This window comes from Roseibium marinum (assembly GCF_002906165.1).
Classification (GTDB): domain Bacteria; phylum Pseudomonadota; class Alphaproteobacteria; order Rhizobiales; family Stappiaceae; genus Roseibium; species Roseibium marinum.
On sequence record NZ_PPCN01000012.1, the window covers coordinates 153,781 to 169,541 of the forward strand.

The 15,761-nt window shown below is 58.7% G+C and carries 14 protein-coding genes and 1 other RNA gene; 4 read left to right on the forward strand and 11 right to left on the reverse strand.

Annotated elements, in window-relative coordinates; genetic code table 11:
- Window positions 1–101: 101 nt before the first annotated feature.
- The 5 genes from CLV41_RS22750 to rnpB form a co-directional block, all read right to left on the reverse strand.
- Window positions 102–1,814, reverse strand: a complete 1,713-nt coding sequence (locus CLV41_RS22750) for a peptidoglycan D,D-transpeptidase FtsI family protein (RefSeq protein WP_103224762.1) — start codon at window positions 1,812–1,814, stop codon at window positions 102–104.
- A 10-nt stretch (window positions 1,815–1,824) separates the two neighbouring features.
- Entirely contained in the window at window positions 1,825–2,178 is a 354-nt protein-coding gene (gene ftsL / locus CLV41_RS22755; RefSeq protein ID WP_103224763.1) for a cell division protein FtsL, read from the reverse strand.
- 2 nt (window positions 2,179–2,180) lie between these two features.
- Window positions 2,181–3,221, reverse strand: coding sequence for a 16S rRNA (cytosine(1402)-N(4))-methyltransferase RsmH (gene rsmH / locus CLV41_RS22760; protein WP_103224764.1), 1,041 nt, complete (start codon window positions 3,219–3,221; stop codon window positions 2,181–2,183).
- The gene (locus CLV41_RS22765) at window positions 3,218–3,685 is read right to left on the reverse strand and encodes a division/cell wall cluster transcriptional repressor MraZ (RefSeq protein ID WP_103224765.1); all 468 of its coding nucleotides are present in this window, start codon (window positions 3,683–3,685) and stop codon (window positions 3,218–3,220) included. Before CLV41_RS22765 ends, rsmH begins: the two co-directional genes overlap by 4 nt.
- 517 nt (window positions 3,686–4,202) lie before the next feature.
- Window positions 4,203–4,613, reverse strand: an RNA gene (rnpB, locus tag CLV41_RS22770) — RNase P RNA component class A.
- 334 nt (window positions 4,614–4,947) lie between these two features.
- Here rnpB and CLV41_RS22775 point away from each other — a divergent pair.
- Both CLV41_RS22775 and CLV41_RS22780 read left to right on the forward strand, forming a co-directional pair.
- Window positions 4,948–5,550 carry a hypothetical protein gene (locus CLV41_RS22775; protein WP_103224766.1) on the forward strand — a complete coding sequence of 201 codons (603 nt, stop codon included), beginning with the start codon at window positions 4,948–4,950 and terminating at the stop codon, window positions 5,548–5,550.
- 13 nt (window positions 5,551–5,563) lie between these two features.
- On the forward strand, window positions 5,564–7,249 hold the full coding sequence (locus tag CLV41_RS22780) for a methyl-accepting chemotaxis protein (RefSeq protein WP_103224767.1): 1,686 nt from the start codon (window positions 5,564–5,566) through the stop codon (window positions 7,247–7,249).
- A 133-nt stretch (window positions 7,250–7,382) separates the two neighbouring features.
- Here the strand turns inward: CLV41_RS22780 and pdxR are convergent, their stop codons facing one another.
- Window positions 7,383–8,855: a MocR-like pyridoxine biosynthesis transcription factor PdxR gene (gene pdxR, locus CLV41_RS22785; RefSeq protein WP_103224803.1), complete on the reverse strand. Its 1,473-nt coding sequence runs from the start codon at window positions 8,853–8,855 to the stop codon at window positions 7,383–7,385.
- An 83-nt stretch (window positions 8,856–8,938) separates the two neighbouring features.
- Between pdxR and CLV41_RS22790 the strand changes: the two genes are divergently transcribed.
- The gene (locus tag CLV41_RS22790) at window positions 8,939–9,628 is read left to right on the forward strand and encodes a pyridoxamine 5'-phosphate oxidase family protein (RefSeq protein ID WP_103224768.1); all 690 of its coding nucleotides are present in this window, start codon (window positions 8,939–8,941) and stop codon (window positions 9,626–9,628) included.
- A 97-nt stretch (window positions 9,629–9,725) separates the two neighbouring features.
- Here CLV41_RS22790 and CLV41_RS22795 read toward each other — a convergent pair whose 3' ends face one another.
- From CLV41_RS22795 to CLV41_RS22805, 3 genes are all read right to left on the reverse strand, one after another.
- Window positions 9,726–10,286, reverse strand: coding sequence for a lytic transglycosylase domain-containing protein (locus CLV41_RS22795; protein WP_103224769.1), 561 nt, complete (start codon window positions 10,284–10,286; stop codon window positions 9,726–9,728).
- Window positions 10,287–10,643: 357 nt separating this feature from the next.
- A complete protein-coding gene (locus tag CLV41_RS22800; protein ID WP_103224770.1) occupies window positions 10,644–11,405 on the reverse strand; it encodes an N-acetylmuramoyl-L-alanine amidase in 762 nt (253 codons plus the stop codon).
- Window positions 11,402–12,094 (reverse strand): J domain-containing protein, encoded by a 693-nt coding sequence (locus CLV41_RS22805; RefSeq protein ID WP_103224771.1) that lies wholly within the window; start codon window positions 12,092–12,094, stop codon window positions 11,402–11,404. The genes CLV41_RS22800 and CLV41_RS22805 overlap by 4 nt, the downstream gene beginning before the upstream one ends.
- A gap of 403 nt (window positions 12,095–12,497) precedes the next feature.
- Between CLV41_RS22805 and CLV41_RS22810 the strand changes: the two genes are divergently transcribed.
- Window positions 12,498–14,600 (forward strand): putative bifunctional diguanylate cyclase/phosphodiesterase, encoded by a 2,103-nt coding sequence (locus CLV41_RS22810; RefSeq protein ID WP_208987683.1) that lies wholly within the window; start codon window positions 12,498–12,500, stop codon window positions 14,598–14,600.
- Window positions 14,601–14,610: 10 nt separating this feature from the next.
- Here the strand turns inward: CLV41_RS22810 and arsH are convergent, their stop codons facing one another.
- The gene (arsH, locus tag CLV41_RS22815; RefSeq protein WP_103224772.1) at window positions 14,611–15,351 is read right to left on the reverse strand and encodes an arsenical resistance protein ArsH; all 741 of its coding nucleotides are present in this window, start codon (window positions 15,349–15,351) and stop codon (window positions 14,611–14,613) included.
- Window positions 15,344–15,757: an arsenate reductase (glutaredoxin) gene (gene arsC / locus CLV41_RS22820; RefSeq protein WP_103224773.1), complete on the reverse strand. Its 414-nt coding sequence runs from the start codon at window positions 15,755–15,757 to the stop codon at window positions 15,344–15,346. Before arsC ends, arsH begins: the two co-directional genes overlap by 8 nt.
- Window positions 15,758–15,761 lie beyond the last annotated feature (4 nt).

The following is a 15,761-nucleotide window of genomic DNA, read 5'->3' on the forward strand; positions in this document are numbered from 1 at the left end:
GCTGTCTTTGAAGACCGGGTAACGGCTGCGACCCCGCCGGTCTTCAAAGCTTCAATTGAGCATTCTGCGGTCCGATGGACGCAGGCTGGTCCAGTGTCTCCTTAATAGGAAATCTCAATCGGTTCATCCCCCTTGCCGAAACGCGGCATCACGCCAAGCATCGGCGCCGAGCGGCGGATGATCGCTCCCACGGTCGGCGCAGCGTTGAGACCGGCGGTGGCACCTATGCCTTCGCGCTCCGATTTGGGCTCATCGAGGACGACCAGAACCACGTAGCGCGGATCGTCCATCGGAAAGGCCGACAGGAAGGAATTGCGGCGCTTGTTGTTTATGTAGCGGCCATTCTCGATCTTTTCCGCGGTGCCGGTTTTCCCGCCGACCGTATACCCCGGTACGTCCGCCCTGCGTCCGGAGCCGGACAGCACATTCAGGCGGAAGAGATACCGCATCATCCGGCTGACGTCCGGAGAAATAACTTGTTTGGCAACGGTTTGAACCTCTTCCTGGCTCCTCGGCAAGAAAGTCGGCGGATAAAGTTTGCCGCCATTCACCACCGCCGCCGCCGCCACCGCGGTCTGCATGGGTGTCACGGAAATACCGTGGCCGAAGGAAATCGTCATGGCCGCCAGTTCGTTCCATTTCGGTGGCAGCAGGGGCGCGGCGTTTTCAGGCAGCTCCGTCTTCAGACGCTCCGTCAGATGCAGGCGCTTGAAGAATTCCTGCTGCCGGGAAATGCCGGTTGCCAGCATCATTTTCGCGGTGCCGATATTGGACGAATAGATGAAGATTTCCGGCACGGACAGAATACGGTTTTTCCCGTGGAAATCCGTGATCGTACGCCCGGCCGCCCGGATCGGCCGGGTCGCGTCGAAACTGTCATTGATGGAAACCGCCCCGGAATCCAGGGCCATCGCGACAGTGAAGGCCTTGAACACCGACCCCATTTCGAAAACACCGCCGGTGGCCCGGTTCAGCCGGTCTTTTTCCAGCGCCTGTGACCTGTCATTGGGATCGTAGTCCGGCAGGGAGGACATGGCGACGACCTCACCGGTCTTCGCATCCAGCACGATACCGGCCGCTGCAATCGCCCGGTAGCGATCCATCGCCTTGACCAGTTCGTCGCGCACCACATGCTGAACGCGCAAATCGACGGAAAGGCGCACCGGCTCTATCGTCCGGTCGGAAGCAAAGCCCAGAGACTGGAGTTCGGCCAGCCACGCGTCATCGATATACTTCTCGATCCCCGCGAGCCCCTGATTGTCCACATTGACGGAACCGACAATGTGCCCGGCGGTCGGTCCACCCGGATAGAACCGCTGGTTTTCAGACAGGAACCCGATGCCCGGCAGGCCGAGATTATGTACCTGTTCCGCCTGATGGGGTGTCATCTCCCGTTTCAGCCAGACAAAGCCCGCCCCGCTTTCCAGACGGCGGCGCACGGTGTTTTGATCCAGATCCGGCAACACCCGGATCAGGCCCTCGAGCGCCTCGTCCACATCGAGGATGCGGCGCGGTTCGGCATAAAGTGAAGTTGTCTTGATGTCTGTCGCCAGGATTTCTCCGTTGCGGTCGATAAGATCCGGACGGGAGGCGGCAACGGAATCCTGGGCGGAGATCCACGCCTTCGACGGCGCCTCCTCCATCTGGGCGAGAAGCACCAGCCGTCCCCCGATGGCCGCATAGACGCAAGCGAAGGCCAGCATGGCGACATAGACACGGGATTTGACAGCACTGGACGAAACGGAGCCGCGCGCGGCTCTTGGCTGCGCGCGCCGCACCTGAAGGAAACTTGCCGGTTCACTTACCAATGTCATGATCGGCTCCTCATCGGATCACTGCCGAGGAGCCGGCATAACCGCCCATCTGGTTGCCGCCGATCGGCTCAAGCATCACCGGCCGGGCCGGAAGATCTTCCGGCGTCACGATCTGCTTCACATCCAACGGCTCCAGTTGCAGATAGTCGTTGTAGCGCGCGACAAGGGACTGGAGACGGTCCGGCTTGTTCAAAAGGCTCCATTCCGCCTTCAGAAGCTGGATCGTATCCCGTTCCTCGTCGATCTGGTGCTGGAGTTCCGCGACTTTCTCCGCGGACTTGGTTGCGGCCAGCTTCATGTCGTAGACGGTCGCCGCTCCGATCACGACCGCCAGAATGAACAGGATGTTCAGCGTTCGAACCACTTTCAGCCCCCTAACCCATGAAATTCCGCCAGCCTCGGAACGCCCGCGGCATGTATATCCAGATCGCGCGCGGCCGCCTCTATCCGCCGCCCCGCCCGAAGCTTCGCCGAGCGCGCGCGCGGATTGACATGCGTTTCGTCCGCCGCCGCCTCGACCGCCTTGCGCGTCAGCATCTCGAATGTCGCCGGCGGCACGTCCTGCTCCGGCATATGACGGGACCCGCCGCCCCGTGTCCGGGTTCTGTCCTGAAAGAAGCGCTTGACGATCCGGTCTTCCAGGGAATGAAAACTCACCAGAACCAGACGTCCGCCGGGCTTCAGGATGCGCTCGGCGGCGCCAAGCGCTTCGGCCGCCTGATGCAACTCGCCGTTCACATAGATCCGCAGCGCCTGGAAGGTGCGGGTTGCCGGATGAATCTGTGCCTTTTTCGGCGACCGGCCGAGCGCTTTCTCAATCAGGCCGGCCAGTTCCAGCGTGCGGGAGAACGGCTTCTCCTTGCGCGCGGCATCAATGGCATGAGCGACGGTGGTCGCGCGCTTTTCTTCTCCGAGAAGTCCGATGACCCGGATCAGGTCTTTAACAGGAAGCTCGTTCACCACGTCGGCCGCGGATGGGCCGGCCTGTTCCATGCGCATATCCAGGGGACCGTCGCGCAGGAAGGAAAATCCTCGGCCGGCCTCATCGATCTGCATGGAAGACACGCCCAGATCCAGCACCACGCCGTCAACCCCGTCAAAACCGTTATCGCGTGCGTAAGTTTCAAGGCCGGCGAATTGACCCGGCACCAGGATCAGGCGTCCGCCGGATTCCCTCACCAGATCCTGCCCACCGGCGATTGCATCCGGATCCCGGTCGATACCGAGAACCTTTGCCCCCCGTTCCAGAACCGCATGCGAATAACCGCCTGCTCCGAACGTACCGTCGATAATCACTTCACCCGGTTGCGGGTCGAGCCACTTCAGAACTTCTGCCAGGAGAACCGGCACATGACGCATGGGTCCGCCAGCGGCAGGAGACATGTCCTTGTCGCCGAGCGCCATCATACCGGCTCTCCTCCAGAAGATGCCGGGGACTGCCCCGACAGCATCGCAAGCGCGCGCTTTTGGGCCTCTGCGCGATACTCGCGGAACTTTTCAGGTTCCCAGATCTGGAACTTGTATTTCATGCCGACAAAAGTCACCTGATCGGTGATGCCGGTGTGCTCGCGGATCATGTCGGAAATGGTCATGCGGCCATCTCCGTCGACCTTCGGGTTCTCGCTGGCGCCGAAAAGCGCAACGGCGAGCGCATCGTGATCGGGCGACAGCTTCGCGAACGCTTCCGAACGCTTTTCAATCTCGGCAAGCAGTTCGTTTCCGCCCGCATCGACTGCCTGGCAGTGGGAAGAACTAATGCAATAAAGGCCTTCAAATCCATCTCTCGCCAACACCGCGCGGAAGGGTGCCGGGATCGACACGCGACCCTTGGCATCCAGCCGGTTGGTAAAGTGAGAAACAAAGCCGGCCATAAAACCCCTCGAAACGGGTTCCCACCCGTCAACCCCCGAAACGAAATACCCTGATGAGAAGAAAGGCCGGTAACCTGCCAGGACGTGCAATTTGCAAATGCAGCTCTTTCCGAGCCGTTAAATTGCCGCTCTGGCCAAACTGAGACGGGCCTGCGCTCCCCATTCTGGGTTCTTATGGGATATCATGGGAAATCATGGGTGGTCAATGGAATCTCATGGATTCCGGCTCGATTTGATCGCACACGACCCCATCGACTGACCTTAGGCCAATCATGCTTAATGAAGCCTTGACAGAAAAGAAGAATCGGATGCGCAGGTTTACGGAGGTTTTGCCTGCCCGGGTGTGCGAACCCGGCAAAATCTGCCTCGTTGCAAAGACTTGTGGAGAATGAGGATGCAGGCAGGGACAGGCCATACCCCAAACCCCGCACCGGCGGCCCAACCGGCTGTCACCGGTCAGGCCGCTTCTGTCCGAAGCCTCCATGGAGAGCGCCGGACATCGGCTTGTCGCAATAGAAACGCCAGCCGGCCTGTAAGCCGGGTTCTGTATGGCCCGCTTTCGCGGACGTGACAGCCATTCATCTGGGACGCCTGTTGCCAGACGCCTCACGCAACCAACCCGGACAGCTGACCTGGAAACTGGCCTGGGTCCGGATCGCTCCGGTCCCGCGCTGCCCCTATTCGGTCTTGCTCCCGGTGGGGTTTACCGTGCCGCCTCTGTTGCCAGCTGCGCGGTGGGCTCTTACCCCACCCTTTCACCCTTACCCCGTCAAGATTTTTCAATCAGGCCGGGGCGGTTTGCTTTCTGTGGCACTTTCCCTAAGGTCACCCTCGCCGGGCGTTACCCGGCACCGTGTTTCCATGGAGCCCGGACTTTCCTCCCCCGCGGCCTTTCGGCGCTTGCGGCAGCGGCTGTCCGGCCGACTGGCGCCTGCGGACTTAAGTGGCTTTGGTCTCAAGGTCAAGCAAGCGGCCATAGCAGCCCGGGATACGTTCGCCTCGCCTGCGCGCTTTCCCGCGGACAATCGGCACACCTGAATCCAGACATCTGAAGAAAAGCGAAAATACAATCAGAAAGAAAAACTTTCCAAGATACAATTATAGATAGTTCGGACCTGGAATAGTCATAAATAATAAATGGTTAATGTTGCCAATTGTTATTTTTAACAATGCGTAATCAGCGATGAAATTCAAGAATCCATTCAGGTAACATTAAATAATTTCCTTCAATCTTTCCCAACGATTCTTTAAGGAGATACAACATGTGCAGATGGCACACCTGTTTACCGATAGCATTTCTGTTTTCATCAGGAGCGCTTGCCGAATCTGCACCCGATCCTGAAACGCTCATCACTCCGGCTGTGGTCGAAAGCGTTGGCGAATGGCTGTCCAATCCGATCGTCTCTCTGTCGATCAACGCCCAGAACGAGCTGCGAGGCTCCCTTTCCCAGGCTGACATCGACGCCCTCGACGGACAATGGCGCAAGGAAAGGGAGGCCGACGACAAACCTCTTATCTCCGCCACCTTGTCCGCCCCTCTTTCGATCTACCTCCTAAGAGTCCAGGCCAATTCGCTTGGCCTTCATCCCGAAATCTTCGTCATGGACGCCAACGGACTGAATGTCGGCCAGAGCGCGATTACCGGCGACTACTGGCAGGGCGACGAAGACAAATTTCAGAAAACCTTTCCCAACGGGCCGGAAGCGATTTTCATCGACGCCGCGGAATGGGACGAGGATCTGCGGATCTGGCGCGCCCAGCTGAACCTGCCGGTTACCGATCCGGAGACCGGCAAAGTGATCGGTGCAGCCACGGTAGAATTTAACCTGACTGAACTTCAGCGCCGCCAAGCCCCGAATTCGTAAACGGATCATTCCAATGCTCAAGAACCTTTCCGTCAGTAAAAAGATTGCCGCCGGCTTTCTGGCGCTCGCACTCATCGGCGCCGTCGCCGGAGGCACGAGTGCAATCCAGACATTGTCTGCCAGCCACGAAGTCGAGCGGGCTTCCGCACTTTCCAACCTCAATGCCCAGACAGCGCAGCTTAACGAAAAAATTGTTGGCCAGGCACTCGCGGTGAAATCGTTCCTGCTCACCGGCAACCGCGACTGGTTGACCCGGTCACAGGAGCTGGACGGTGAAATCAACCGCCAGTTCGCCGACGTCGAAACACTTATCGCGGCAACATCACCTGAGTTTCAGGAAAACCTCGATCGGCTCAAATCGAACTGGCAAACCTGGTTTGGTCAAATCGCAAACCGGCAGATCGACCTTATGCGGTCGCCTGACACCGTCGACCTGGCCCGCGCCATCGAAGTGACGCCTGAAAGCGCCGAACTGCTTGGGGCGGTACAGCAGGAAAGCCGAAGCTTTACCGAAGCGGTCGGTATCATGCGGAAGCAGTCCGAAGAAGTGCAAAATGCCGAGCTGCAGACAGTTGTGATCGTTGCGATCACCAGTGCACTTGTACTCACCCTTCTGGCAATGGTGCTGGGCTTTGTGAACCACATGGTGGTTTCCGTCCCGCTTTCCCGACTTTCCAGCATCACCCAGGCACTTGCAACCGGGGACACCTCTCAAACCGTCGATGGCGGCGACAGAGGCGATGAAATAGGTCTTCTGGGCCGGGCTCTGGGCGTTTTCCGGGAAAACCTGATCCGCACCCGCGAACTGGAAAATGCAGCTACCGAGGAACGGGAAAACGCGGAGCGGCTCAAGCGCGAGGAAATGGAAAATATCGCCAGTGATTTTGAGAGCACCGTTCTCAGCATATACAACGGCATGATCGCGAAACTCGATGAAATGACCACTTCGGCCGGTTCCTTGTCGGAAATCGCCAACAACACGACGACAGAGGCACTTGCAGTGTCTGCGGCGGCCGAACAAGCGACCACGAATGTCAATACCGTTGCGAGCGCCACGGAGGAATTGTCCGCTTCGATCCGGGCAATCACCGAACAGGTTCGCTCATCGTCTGAAATCGCTCGAAACGCGGAAACGGAAGTCGAACGGTCCAATCAGGCTGTCTCGACACTCCAGCAGGTGGTCGCCCGTATCGGCGACGTAACCAAGCTCATCACGGACATCGCCGAACAGACCAACCTGCTTGCCCTGAACGCCACGATCGAAGCAGCCCGAGCCGGCGAAGCCGGCAAGGGATTTGCGGTGGTTGCCACCGAAGTCAAAGCCCTGGCCGAACAGACGTCCAAGGCGACGGAAGAAATCGATCGTCAGATCAACGAAATGCGCCAGGCAGCGGATGCGTCTACCGAAGCAACCGGCTCGGTCGCCGATATGGTGCAGAAAATCACGGAAAACACCTCTGCAATGTCCGGAGCCGCCGAAGAGCAGAACCTGGCGACCACGGAAATCGCCAGTAGCGTTGCCGAGGCGGCCCAGGGAACCGAAGGCGTGTCCCGGTCCATCGCGGAAGTCAGTGACGCCGCAGGCGAAACGGCGAAACTGGGCACAGCGATGAATTCGGCCGTCGGTGAACTTCACGGCCAGTCCAACAATCTGCGCCACGCAATGGAAGAGTTCCTGACCAAGGTGCGCGCGGCCTGAGGAAAGCAGCCGCTTCCGGCGACTTTCCCGATACAAGCAAACCTCCCGCGGCGGATATCCGTCGCGGGAGGTTTTTTTGCAGCTGGCGCCTCTCCCTCATCGGCACCTAGTCATGTTTGGGTCGCCCTGAACTTCAGCTGATCGCAGACCGCTCCAACAGATTACCCAGCGTCTCCACGCCCCCGCAGATCTGCTCGTTCGACGCTCCTGCGAAGCCAATGATCAACCCGGATTTCCTCGGCTGCCCGAGGTAACAGTTGCTGAGCGCCGACACTGCAAACCCCGCTTTCTGCATCGCCTGCGCCAACGCGACGTCATCGACCGTTTCGCGGAAAGTCAAGGCAACCTGAACGTTGCCGGCAGGCGGTTCGACCTCGATCCTGTTGCCCAGGCGCCCCTTCAGGGCATCTACCAGCCTCTCGCCCCTTTCCCGGTAGACATGCCGGATCAGCTTCAGGTGCTTCTGATAGGCTCCGCCATCCATGAAGCCGGCCAGGGCAGCCTGTGCGTGAACGTTGGCGGCGCAGCCCATGTTGCGCATGAGCCGCGACAGCGGCTCGACCAGAAGCGAGGGAACGACACAAAAGGCAATGTGCAGTCCCGGCATGAGGCTTTTTGAAAACGTGCCCAGATAAATCACCTGCCCTTCTCCGGCAAGGCCGTGAAGAGCTGCGATGGGACGTCCTGAAAACAGAAACTCGCTGTCGTAATCATCTTCCAGAATAACCGCCCCCGCAGAGCGTGCCGCTTCCAGAAGTGCAAGCCGCCGGGCCAGCGGCATGCGCGCACCGAGCGGATAGTGATGGGACGGCGTCACATAAATGAGTTTGGGAGGTGTGTCTCCGGCAGACATTCCCGCCGCATCCGCGCCTTGCCCGTCCGTGGGCAGCGGCCGGATCCGGAGCCCTGCCGCGTGAAAGGCCGTTCGCGCGCCCAGATATCCGGGCTCCTCCAGCCAGACCGAGTCTCCGGGGTCCGCAAGCGCCTGAGACAACAGGGCCAGGCCCGCCTGCATGGAACAGGTGATCAAAATCTGCTCCGGTTCGGTCCGGACGCCGCGTTCCGCCGCGAGATGGCGGGCAAGCTGCCGCTTCAGGGCCGGAACACCCGTATAATTCCGGTATTGCAAATCCGCACTGCGTTCGAGCCGGGCGGCGCGGCGCAGGCAGCGCGCCCATTCCTCATACGGAAAGCAGTCAAGCGCGGGAGCTCCCGGCTGAAGCGCCCCGTGACGTGCCGCCCAGCCGTCCCCGCGTAAATCCACCGCAAGCATCCGGCCGCGCCGTGACAAAGCGGGCATCGAGGAAAGTCCCGGCCGGCCGGTTGACACGCCTTCTGGAAACAGACCTTCGGCAACCCTGGGGGCTGACCCCGTCCTGACGGATATGATGCCTTCCGCCTGAAGAAGCTCGTAAGCCGTATTCACTGTGTTTCTGGCAACATTGAGGACCGAAGCCAAACGGCGGGTGGACGGCAAACGTGTCCCTGACCGTAACAGGCCAGCCCGCACAGCTTCCCGAAGCCCCCGATAAATCTGTTCCGGCAGGGGAACCTCGCCCGACCGGTCCAGGGTCAATATGCCTTCAGGAAAAACTGGTTCTGTCATTTTTAAGAAACCGGATCTTTTATAGATCCAATTTATCGGCGACACCGAAAAAAACAACTCGAATTTTCAAGTGGAGACAAACCATGACGACTTCCGCCAAGACCTCTCCGGAAGAGCGGCAAGCCGACGGCCTGCCAGGTTTCGCCAAAATCCGGCAGATGAAGCGCGGCAGCTATGACAAGGGCCTTGCCTACGAAATCCTCGACACCGGTCTGGTCGCTCATTGCGGCTTCATTCATGAAAACCGGCCGATGGTCATCCCGATGGCCTATGCCCGCATCGGCGACAGGCTCTATGTCCACGGCGCCAGCACCACGCGGATCATCACGGCGAATTCGGCCGGTGCTCCAGCCAGCGCAACAGTCACGCTGGTCGATGGCCTCGTAGTCGCCCGCTCGGCATTCCACCACTCGATGAATTATCGCTGCGCCGTCGTGCATGGGACGGCAAGGCTGGTGGATGACCCGGAGGAACAAGTCAGGGCGCTTGCCGCCATAACCGACCATCTCCTGCCCGGACGCTGGGACGAATGCCGCGAGATAATGCGGAAGGAACACAAGGCGACCGGCGTCCTCTCCCTTAAGATCGAGCACGCAAGCACGAAAATCCGCACTGGAGGCCCCGTCGATGACAACGAAGATCTGGGAACGGATGTCTGGGCAGGGATTGTTCCGGTGACGACAGCACTCGGCCAGCCTCTCGCCGCGCCCGACGTGCCCGATCACACGCCTGTTCCCGCGTCCCTCCCCGCCGCGCGGCGGAAATTCGCTTAAAGTACCGGCCTTTCAAAGAAAAAACCCCGCCGAAGCTCCGCGGGGTTTTTGCCATTTCATGGTCCTTTACGGGTCTATGACCCAGAAGCGGACCAGATCAGTTCGATGCCAGGATCCGTTGAACCTTGCCGCAGTAACGACGGCTGACCGGGTTCATCCGTTTCGCGAAATGACCTGCATTGTAACGCAGGATGGTGCCGCACAGATCGCCGTTGGCCCGATCATGGGCGCCGGCAAGATATTTCATGCCCCATTCCAGATTGGTTGCCGGGTCGTAGAGCGCCTTGGTGGACCCACGATAGCCGATGCCCCTGGCGGTTGCCGGTTTGATCTGCATCAGTCCGACTTCACCGGCACTGCCGCGCGCCTTCGGATTGAAATTGCTCTCTACCTCGACCACCGCCTTGGCAATCTTGACCGGCACGCCGTGCTTGGCGGCCGCCTTGCGGATCAGCTTCGCGTATCTGTCCTTGCGACTGACGGAATTCACGGACTTGGTGCCTGTGAGCGCGGCGACCTGGGTCCCCTTGTCTTTGTCGATGATGTGGAGGATCGGTTCGGAACCAGTCCCTGTCGCCAGTGCTGCCGGTGCAGAAAGCGTCGTGGCATAGGCGAAAAGGCATAGCGCGCCAGTAAGTGTCTTGAATGACCGTAACATTCAGTCCAGCCCTTTTGTTTTTTCGTTGCAATTGAAGTCGGGGCGGAGAAATGCCGGAGCTATGGGACCAAAATAGGCGCGCCCAAATCACGAATTATTTCAAATTACTTCAGGTTTTTACACGAAATCGGCGCTAAAATTCGTCAAACACTGCTATTTGTGACCAAAAATGGCCTGAATTCAGGCGTTTGGGAGACGTTCCCGTGAAAGTCTGTGACACCTGTGGAATTTTTTTGCGAAGAAATCGCCACCATGCGGGAACCAAACAGTGCTCCGATGCGTTTCCCGCAGTCATTTTTGACGTTTTCCCCAGGTAGGCGACCTGTCAATGTGGTTGCAACACCCTGTGACAGGCAATCAGGCCAGGGACGGCAGCTTCCGCAAAAGCGCATGGAGTGTCTCGATTGTGGACTGATCGACAACTCCGTCCACCTTTTCCGGGCGGAAGTGCCTCTGAAAGGCCTTTACACCGAGCCGGGTCTTCTCATCGAACTCACCTGTAATGCCGACATCATATCCAAAGAGGGCCAGCATGGACTGGAGCGCTTCGACCGGTTGGCCGCGATCACCTGACTGAATGAACAGTCCGGAGCCGATTGGAAAGGGCTGCACATAAAGACCGATACCGGCTTCCGCCAATCGGTCCCAGGGAAACAGTTCGCCCGGGTCCTCCTTGCGGTCGGGCGCGATGTCGGAGTGGCCGAGCACCATCCATGGCTGAATGTCATGCCGGCGGCATATATCCTTGGTCAGCGCCACCACGGCCTCGATCTGCCTGTCCGGAAAAGCCCTGTATCCGTTTTCATGTCCCGGATTGACGATTTCGATGCCGATCGACCGGGAATTGATGTCACTTCGCCCTTTCCAGAAGCTGCGACCCGCATGCCAGGCACGCCTGGACTCCGGTACGCACTGAAGAATGCCGCCGTCTTCGTCAATAAGATAGTGGGCGGAAACCTCGGCCTCCGGATTGCACAGCCTGCTCAACGCGGCTTCGGCGGTCGTCATCCCGGTATAATGCAGTATGACCATGTCGACCGGAACGCCCGGCACCCTCGGGCCGTGATTTGGCGACGGGTGGACCCGGGCCTTTAATCCCGTATCGGTTGAAACTGTCATAGCCCTCTTTCCGCGCTGATTTTCGCCCAGGCATCATTGAGTGCGGCGAGACGGTCGTTGGCGATGCGGACAAATTCCTCCGGAACGCCTCTGGCGATCAGCCGGTCCGGATGCGTTTCCTGAACTTCCCGCCGGTACTGCGTCTTCAACTCCTTGTCGCTGGCCTCCGGACCAAGCCCCAGGATCTCGTAGGGGTTGCCATCCTTGCGGACATGCCGGGCCATGACTTTGGAGAATTCCCGGTCATCCAGCCCGAACACCTCGGCGACCTTGGAAAGGTAACCCAGTTCGCTCTCATGGATGACGCCGTCAGCTTTGGCTATGTGAAAAAGTCCGTCAAGAATATCGAGCAGGGTCTTGCGGTCATAGGGAAAAAGGTCGGCAAGTTTCTGGGCATAGACTTCAAATCCCGCCACGTCCTCCTTTGCAAGGTTGAACAGCCTGGCAACGTTCCGCTCTTCGTTCGACGGAACTTCGAACAAATCCCGAAATGCCAGGATTTCATCAGTGGTGACAACGCCGTCGGCTTTCGCCATTTTCGCTGACAAGGCAATCATCGCCACGGTGAAGGCAACGCTGCCCGTTCCTTCCGGACGCGCCAAAACAAGCTGAACCAGGCGGTCGACCAACTGGGCCCCGCCGGTACCGATCGCCCCTACAATACCGCCAATGCTGCTCCAGACACTCACAAATCAGCTCCTGCCGGGCACGGATGCTGGAAAAAGACATTCCCGGCCCGCCCCTTCCGCGATGAATCAATTGCGTCTGCCAGTCATATCGGCAGCGCGGATGTTTGACCAGATCATGCCGCTGCGATATTGAGCCGCTCGAAAGCGGAAAAGTTGATCGATCTGAAAGTGTTAGAGCACGCTTTCCGCGTTCCGCCAGCCGGCCTGAGATATACGATTCCACGCGTTTCCTCCCCGTGAAGCAGCCCTCATAACTCGCAAGGGTGAATATGACAGGTACGACATCCGCCAAACCGGGGCTGCTCATCAGCGAATATAGGGAAAAATCAGGAGGGATTCATGTTGGTGAAAGCAATTAGGCTTAGACTCGCCTAATACGTGTAAGGAAATGGTGCCTCTCAGGATGGCCGATCCCCTGGCAAAAAAAAGCATTGTCATATTTTTCATATCCATGTCGCTGGTCATGACACTGGCGCTGGGTGTCTATGCGAGCAATCGGCTTCTGACTCATTGGCTTCTTGTCCGCGGCCTTGAGCAGACTTTTCTTCCGCAGGAAAATGCAATTGACGCAATGCTCAAAACCTTTGCCGATGAGCGCAAGGGTTCTGTGCCTGAGGAAGTGTCGGGTCTGCGGCTTTCAACTGCGTCTGCTTCCGCGCCTCGCCTCGCGCCGGACGACCTCACTGCAATCAAGGCCCTGTTTCAGCATAAAACCGGAGTGTCGGCCATTCTGGATGCGGCAGTCATGTTTCCCGCCAACTCGCACAGAATGGGTCTCCAGCAGATCCCCTGGTACAGGGACAGGTTCCTTCTGTCGCCGGACACCCTGCCCAAGGCCGACGCAAAACTGGAATTCAAATCACTTGCCGCCGTTCCGGACATGACCTGGGAAGGAAAATTCGGCCGCAATGCTGTCATCGCTTACCGGCCGGAAGGAGCAAACCCGGCCATGCCGAGTCTGCTGCTGCTGACGAGACAGGCCGATTTGCTGTCCAGCCTGAGGCCCCTGATCCTGTCCATCAGCGCGGCAATCGGTGGATTGTGCCTTACGTCGTTCGTATTTGCCGGCATCCTGCTGTGGATGCGTTTCCACGATCAGGTGAGAACCAATCGCGACATTCAGTATCTGGCGCATCACGATGCGCTGACGGGCCTGCCGAACCGCGCCGTTTTCAACGCCAGGCTCACAGAGGCCTTGCGATTGGCTCAGGCGAAGGCGTCGAATATCGGCGTCATGCTGATCGACATCGACAAGTTCAAGGAAGTCAACGACACCCACGGACACGGTACCGGCGATGTGTTCCTCCAGATCGTCAGCGAGCGCTTGAAAGCCGTCTTCGACACGCATCTTGTTTCCCGGCTGTCCGGTGACGAATTTGCGGTTCTGCTCACTTCGGTCTCCGATCCGGCCCGCATGACAAAGCTTGCGGCCAACATGATTGCGGCGACAAAGGTCCCATGCGTTATCGACGGGAAGGAAATCGGAATTTCGCTGTCGATCGGCCTTGCCCGTGCCACCGACGGCTCCTGGCGGGCTTCCCGCTTACTGCATTGCGCTGATCTTGCGCTCTACCGTGCCAAGCATAGCGGCCGTTCGACCTTTTCCTGGTACACGCCGGAACTGGACGCCGATGCCCAGAAACGCAAGGAGGTGGAAGCCGGCCTCGTCAAGGCGATCAAGTTCGACCAGTTCAAGCTTCTCTATCAGCCGCAATATTCTCTGCGAGACGGCAAGTTGAAAGGCTATGAGGCGCTGATCCGCTGGGATCATCCCACCAAAGGGACCGTCAAGCCTGACATCTTCATCCCGATTGCCGAAGATACAGGCCTTATTGTCGAAATCGGAACCTGGGTCCTGAACAATGCCTGTCAGGAAGCCGCTCACTGGGAAGACAAGACCCGCCGCGTGGCGGTGAATGTTTCCCCGGCGCAATTCATCGCCGGGGAAACCCAGAAACGGGTTGCCACGGCCCTTCGCAACTCCGGTCTCGATCCGAAACGCCTGGAGATCGAGGTTACCGAAAGCCTCCTGATCTCAAACACTGACGCCGTGATTGAAACACTTCGGGAAGTCCGTGATATGGGCGTTTCAATCGCGATGGATGATTTCGGAACCGGCTATTCGTCCCTGAGTTACCTGAGCCTCTTTCCCTTCGACAAGATCAAGATCGACAAGACATTCATTCAAAATCTCGGCAAGGATGCGAGCACGGACGCCATTGTCACCTCCATTGTCGGGCTTGGCCGTTCTCTCGACGTCATCATCACCGCCGAAGGCGTCGAAACGGAAGAACAGGCCATCCTGCTGAGCGCGGCCGGCTGCGATCTCGTTCAGGGCTTCATGTTCGGCAGACCGGACAGCATCGACAGTCACGAAGCCAATTTTCCGGCCTTCCCGTTGAACACGTCAGGTGGTTTGTGGTTTCCGCAAGAAAGGACCCGCATTGCTCCCGCGCCGGAGGCAACGGATGAAGAACCGCAACGGCCTGCTAATTTCGCGAGCTAGCTGTGGAAAGTCAGCGGGCAACGCCAAGCGCTGCGGTTTCCGCAGTGGACTGCTTTTCCCGTGCCGCCTTTCTTTCGGAATACCGGTCGACGAGATAGCCGGATTGTCCGCGCGTCAGAAGCGTGAACTTCATCAGTTCCTCCATCACATCCACTACACGGTCATACAATGGAGAAGGCTTCATTCGCCCCTCTTCATCGAATTCCTGGTAGGCCCTGGGGACCGATGACTGGTTGGGGATCGTCACCATGCGAATCCACCGGCCGAGAACGCGCATCTGGTTGAGGGCGTTGAACGATTGAGACCCGCCCGAGACCTGCATCAAAGCCAGCGCCTTGCCCTGTGTCGGCCGGATTGCACCGACGCTCAACGGCACCCAGTCGATCTGGGATTTCAATATTCCCGTCATTGCGCCGTGCCGCTCCGGTGAACACCAGACCTGAGCCTCCGACCAGGCACACAGGTCCCTGAGCTCCGCGACTTTCGGATGGCCGGCCTCCGCGTCATCCGGCAAGGGCAGACCGGATGGATTGAAGATCCTGGTCTCCGCGCCGAATGTCCTCAGCAAACGTTCGGCTTCAAGGACGAGAAATCGGCTGTAGGAGCGTTCGCGCAAGGAGCCGTAGAGCAGAAGGACGCGCGGCGGGTGCGCCGGCAAGTCAGGGACAACTAGCCGCTGCTCCACGATCGGCTTCAAATCGTCACCGGCTATATTCCGAAGTCCGTATTCCGCGAGGTCGAGTTCAGTCATTGACCGCTCCGGATGCCACCACTTCGCCGTCTTCCTTGGTGAACGTTCCGATATCCCCCGGCAGCAGGTCCATCACCTTCTCGGATGGGCGGCACAGGCGAACGCCTTTGTCGGAGACAACAATCGGCCGGTTGATCAGAATGGGATGCTCCATCATGAAGTCGACCAGTTCGTCGTCTGACCATTTGTCCTCACCAAGACCCAGCTCATCGTAGGGAGTTCCCTTCTGGCGCAGCAGATCGCGGACGGGTATTCCCATTCTCGCAATAAGGCCGACAAGTTCGTCGCGGCTCGGCGGGGTTTTGAGATATTCGATGATCTCGGGCTCCACGCCGGATTTCCGGATCATTTCCAGCGTATTGCGGGACGTGCCGCATTTGGGGTTGTGGTAGATCGTGATGGTCATGAGG

Bases quoted from the DNA above. Each gene is read 5' to 3' on its own strand.
- arsC (WP_103224773.1), bottom strand. From the start codon at position 15,757: ATGACCATCACGATCTACCACAACCCCAAATGCGGCACGTCCCGCAAT.
- CLV41_RS22790 (WP_103224768.1), top strand. From the start codon at position 8,939: ATGACGACTTCCGCCAAGACCTCTCCGGAAGAGCGGCAAGCCGACGGC.
- CLV41_RS22795 (WP_103224769.1), bottom strand. From the start codon at position 10,286: ATGTTACGGTCATTCAAGACACTTACTGGCGCGCTATGCCTTTTCGCC.
- CLV41_RS22775 (WP_103224766.1), top strand. From the start codon at position 4,948: ATGTGCAGATGGCACACCTGTTTACCGATAGCATTTCTGTTTTCATCA.
- arsH (WP_103224772.1), bottom strand. From the start codon at position 15,351: ATGACTGAACTCGACCTCGCGGAATACGGACTTCGGAATATAGCCGGT.
- CLV41_RS22810 (WP_208987683.1), top strand. From the start codon at position 12,498: ATGGCCGATCCCCTGGCAAAAAAAAGCATTGTCATATTTTTCATATCC.
- rsmH (WP_103224764.1), bottom strand. From the start codon at position 3,221: ATGATGGCGCTCGGCGACAAGGACATGTCTCCTGCCGCTGGCGGACCC.
- pdxR (WP_103224803.1), bottom strand. From the start codon at position 8,855: ATGACAGAACCAGTTTTTCCTGAAGGCATATTGACCCTGGACCGGTCG.
- CLV41_RS22750 (WP_103224762.1), bottom strand. From the start codon at position 1,814: ATGACATTGGTAAGTGAACCGGCAAGTTTCCTTCAGGTGCGGCGCGCG.
- CLV41_RS22800 (WP_103224770.1), bottom strand. From the start codon at position 11,405: ATGACAGTTTCAACCGATACGGGATTAAAGGCCCGGGTCCACCCGTCG.
- CLV41_RS22780 (WP_103224767.1), top strand. From the start codon at position 5,564: ATGCTCAAGAACCTTTCCGTCAGTAAAAAGATTGCCGCCGGCTTTCTG.
- CLV41_RS22765 (WP_103224765.1), bottom strand. From the start codon at position 3,685: ATGGCCGGCTTTGTTTCTCACTTTACCAACCGGCTGGATGCCAAGGGT.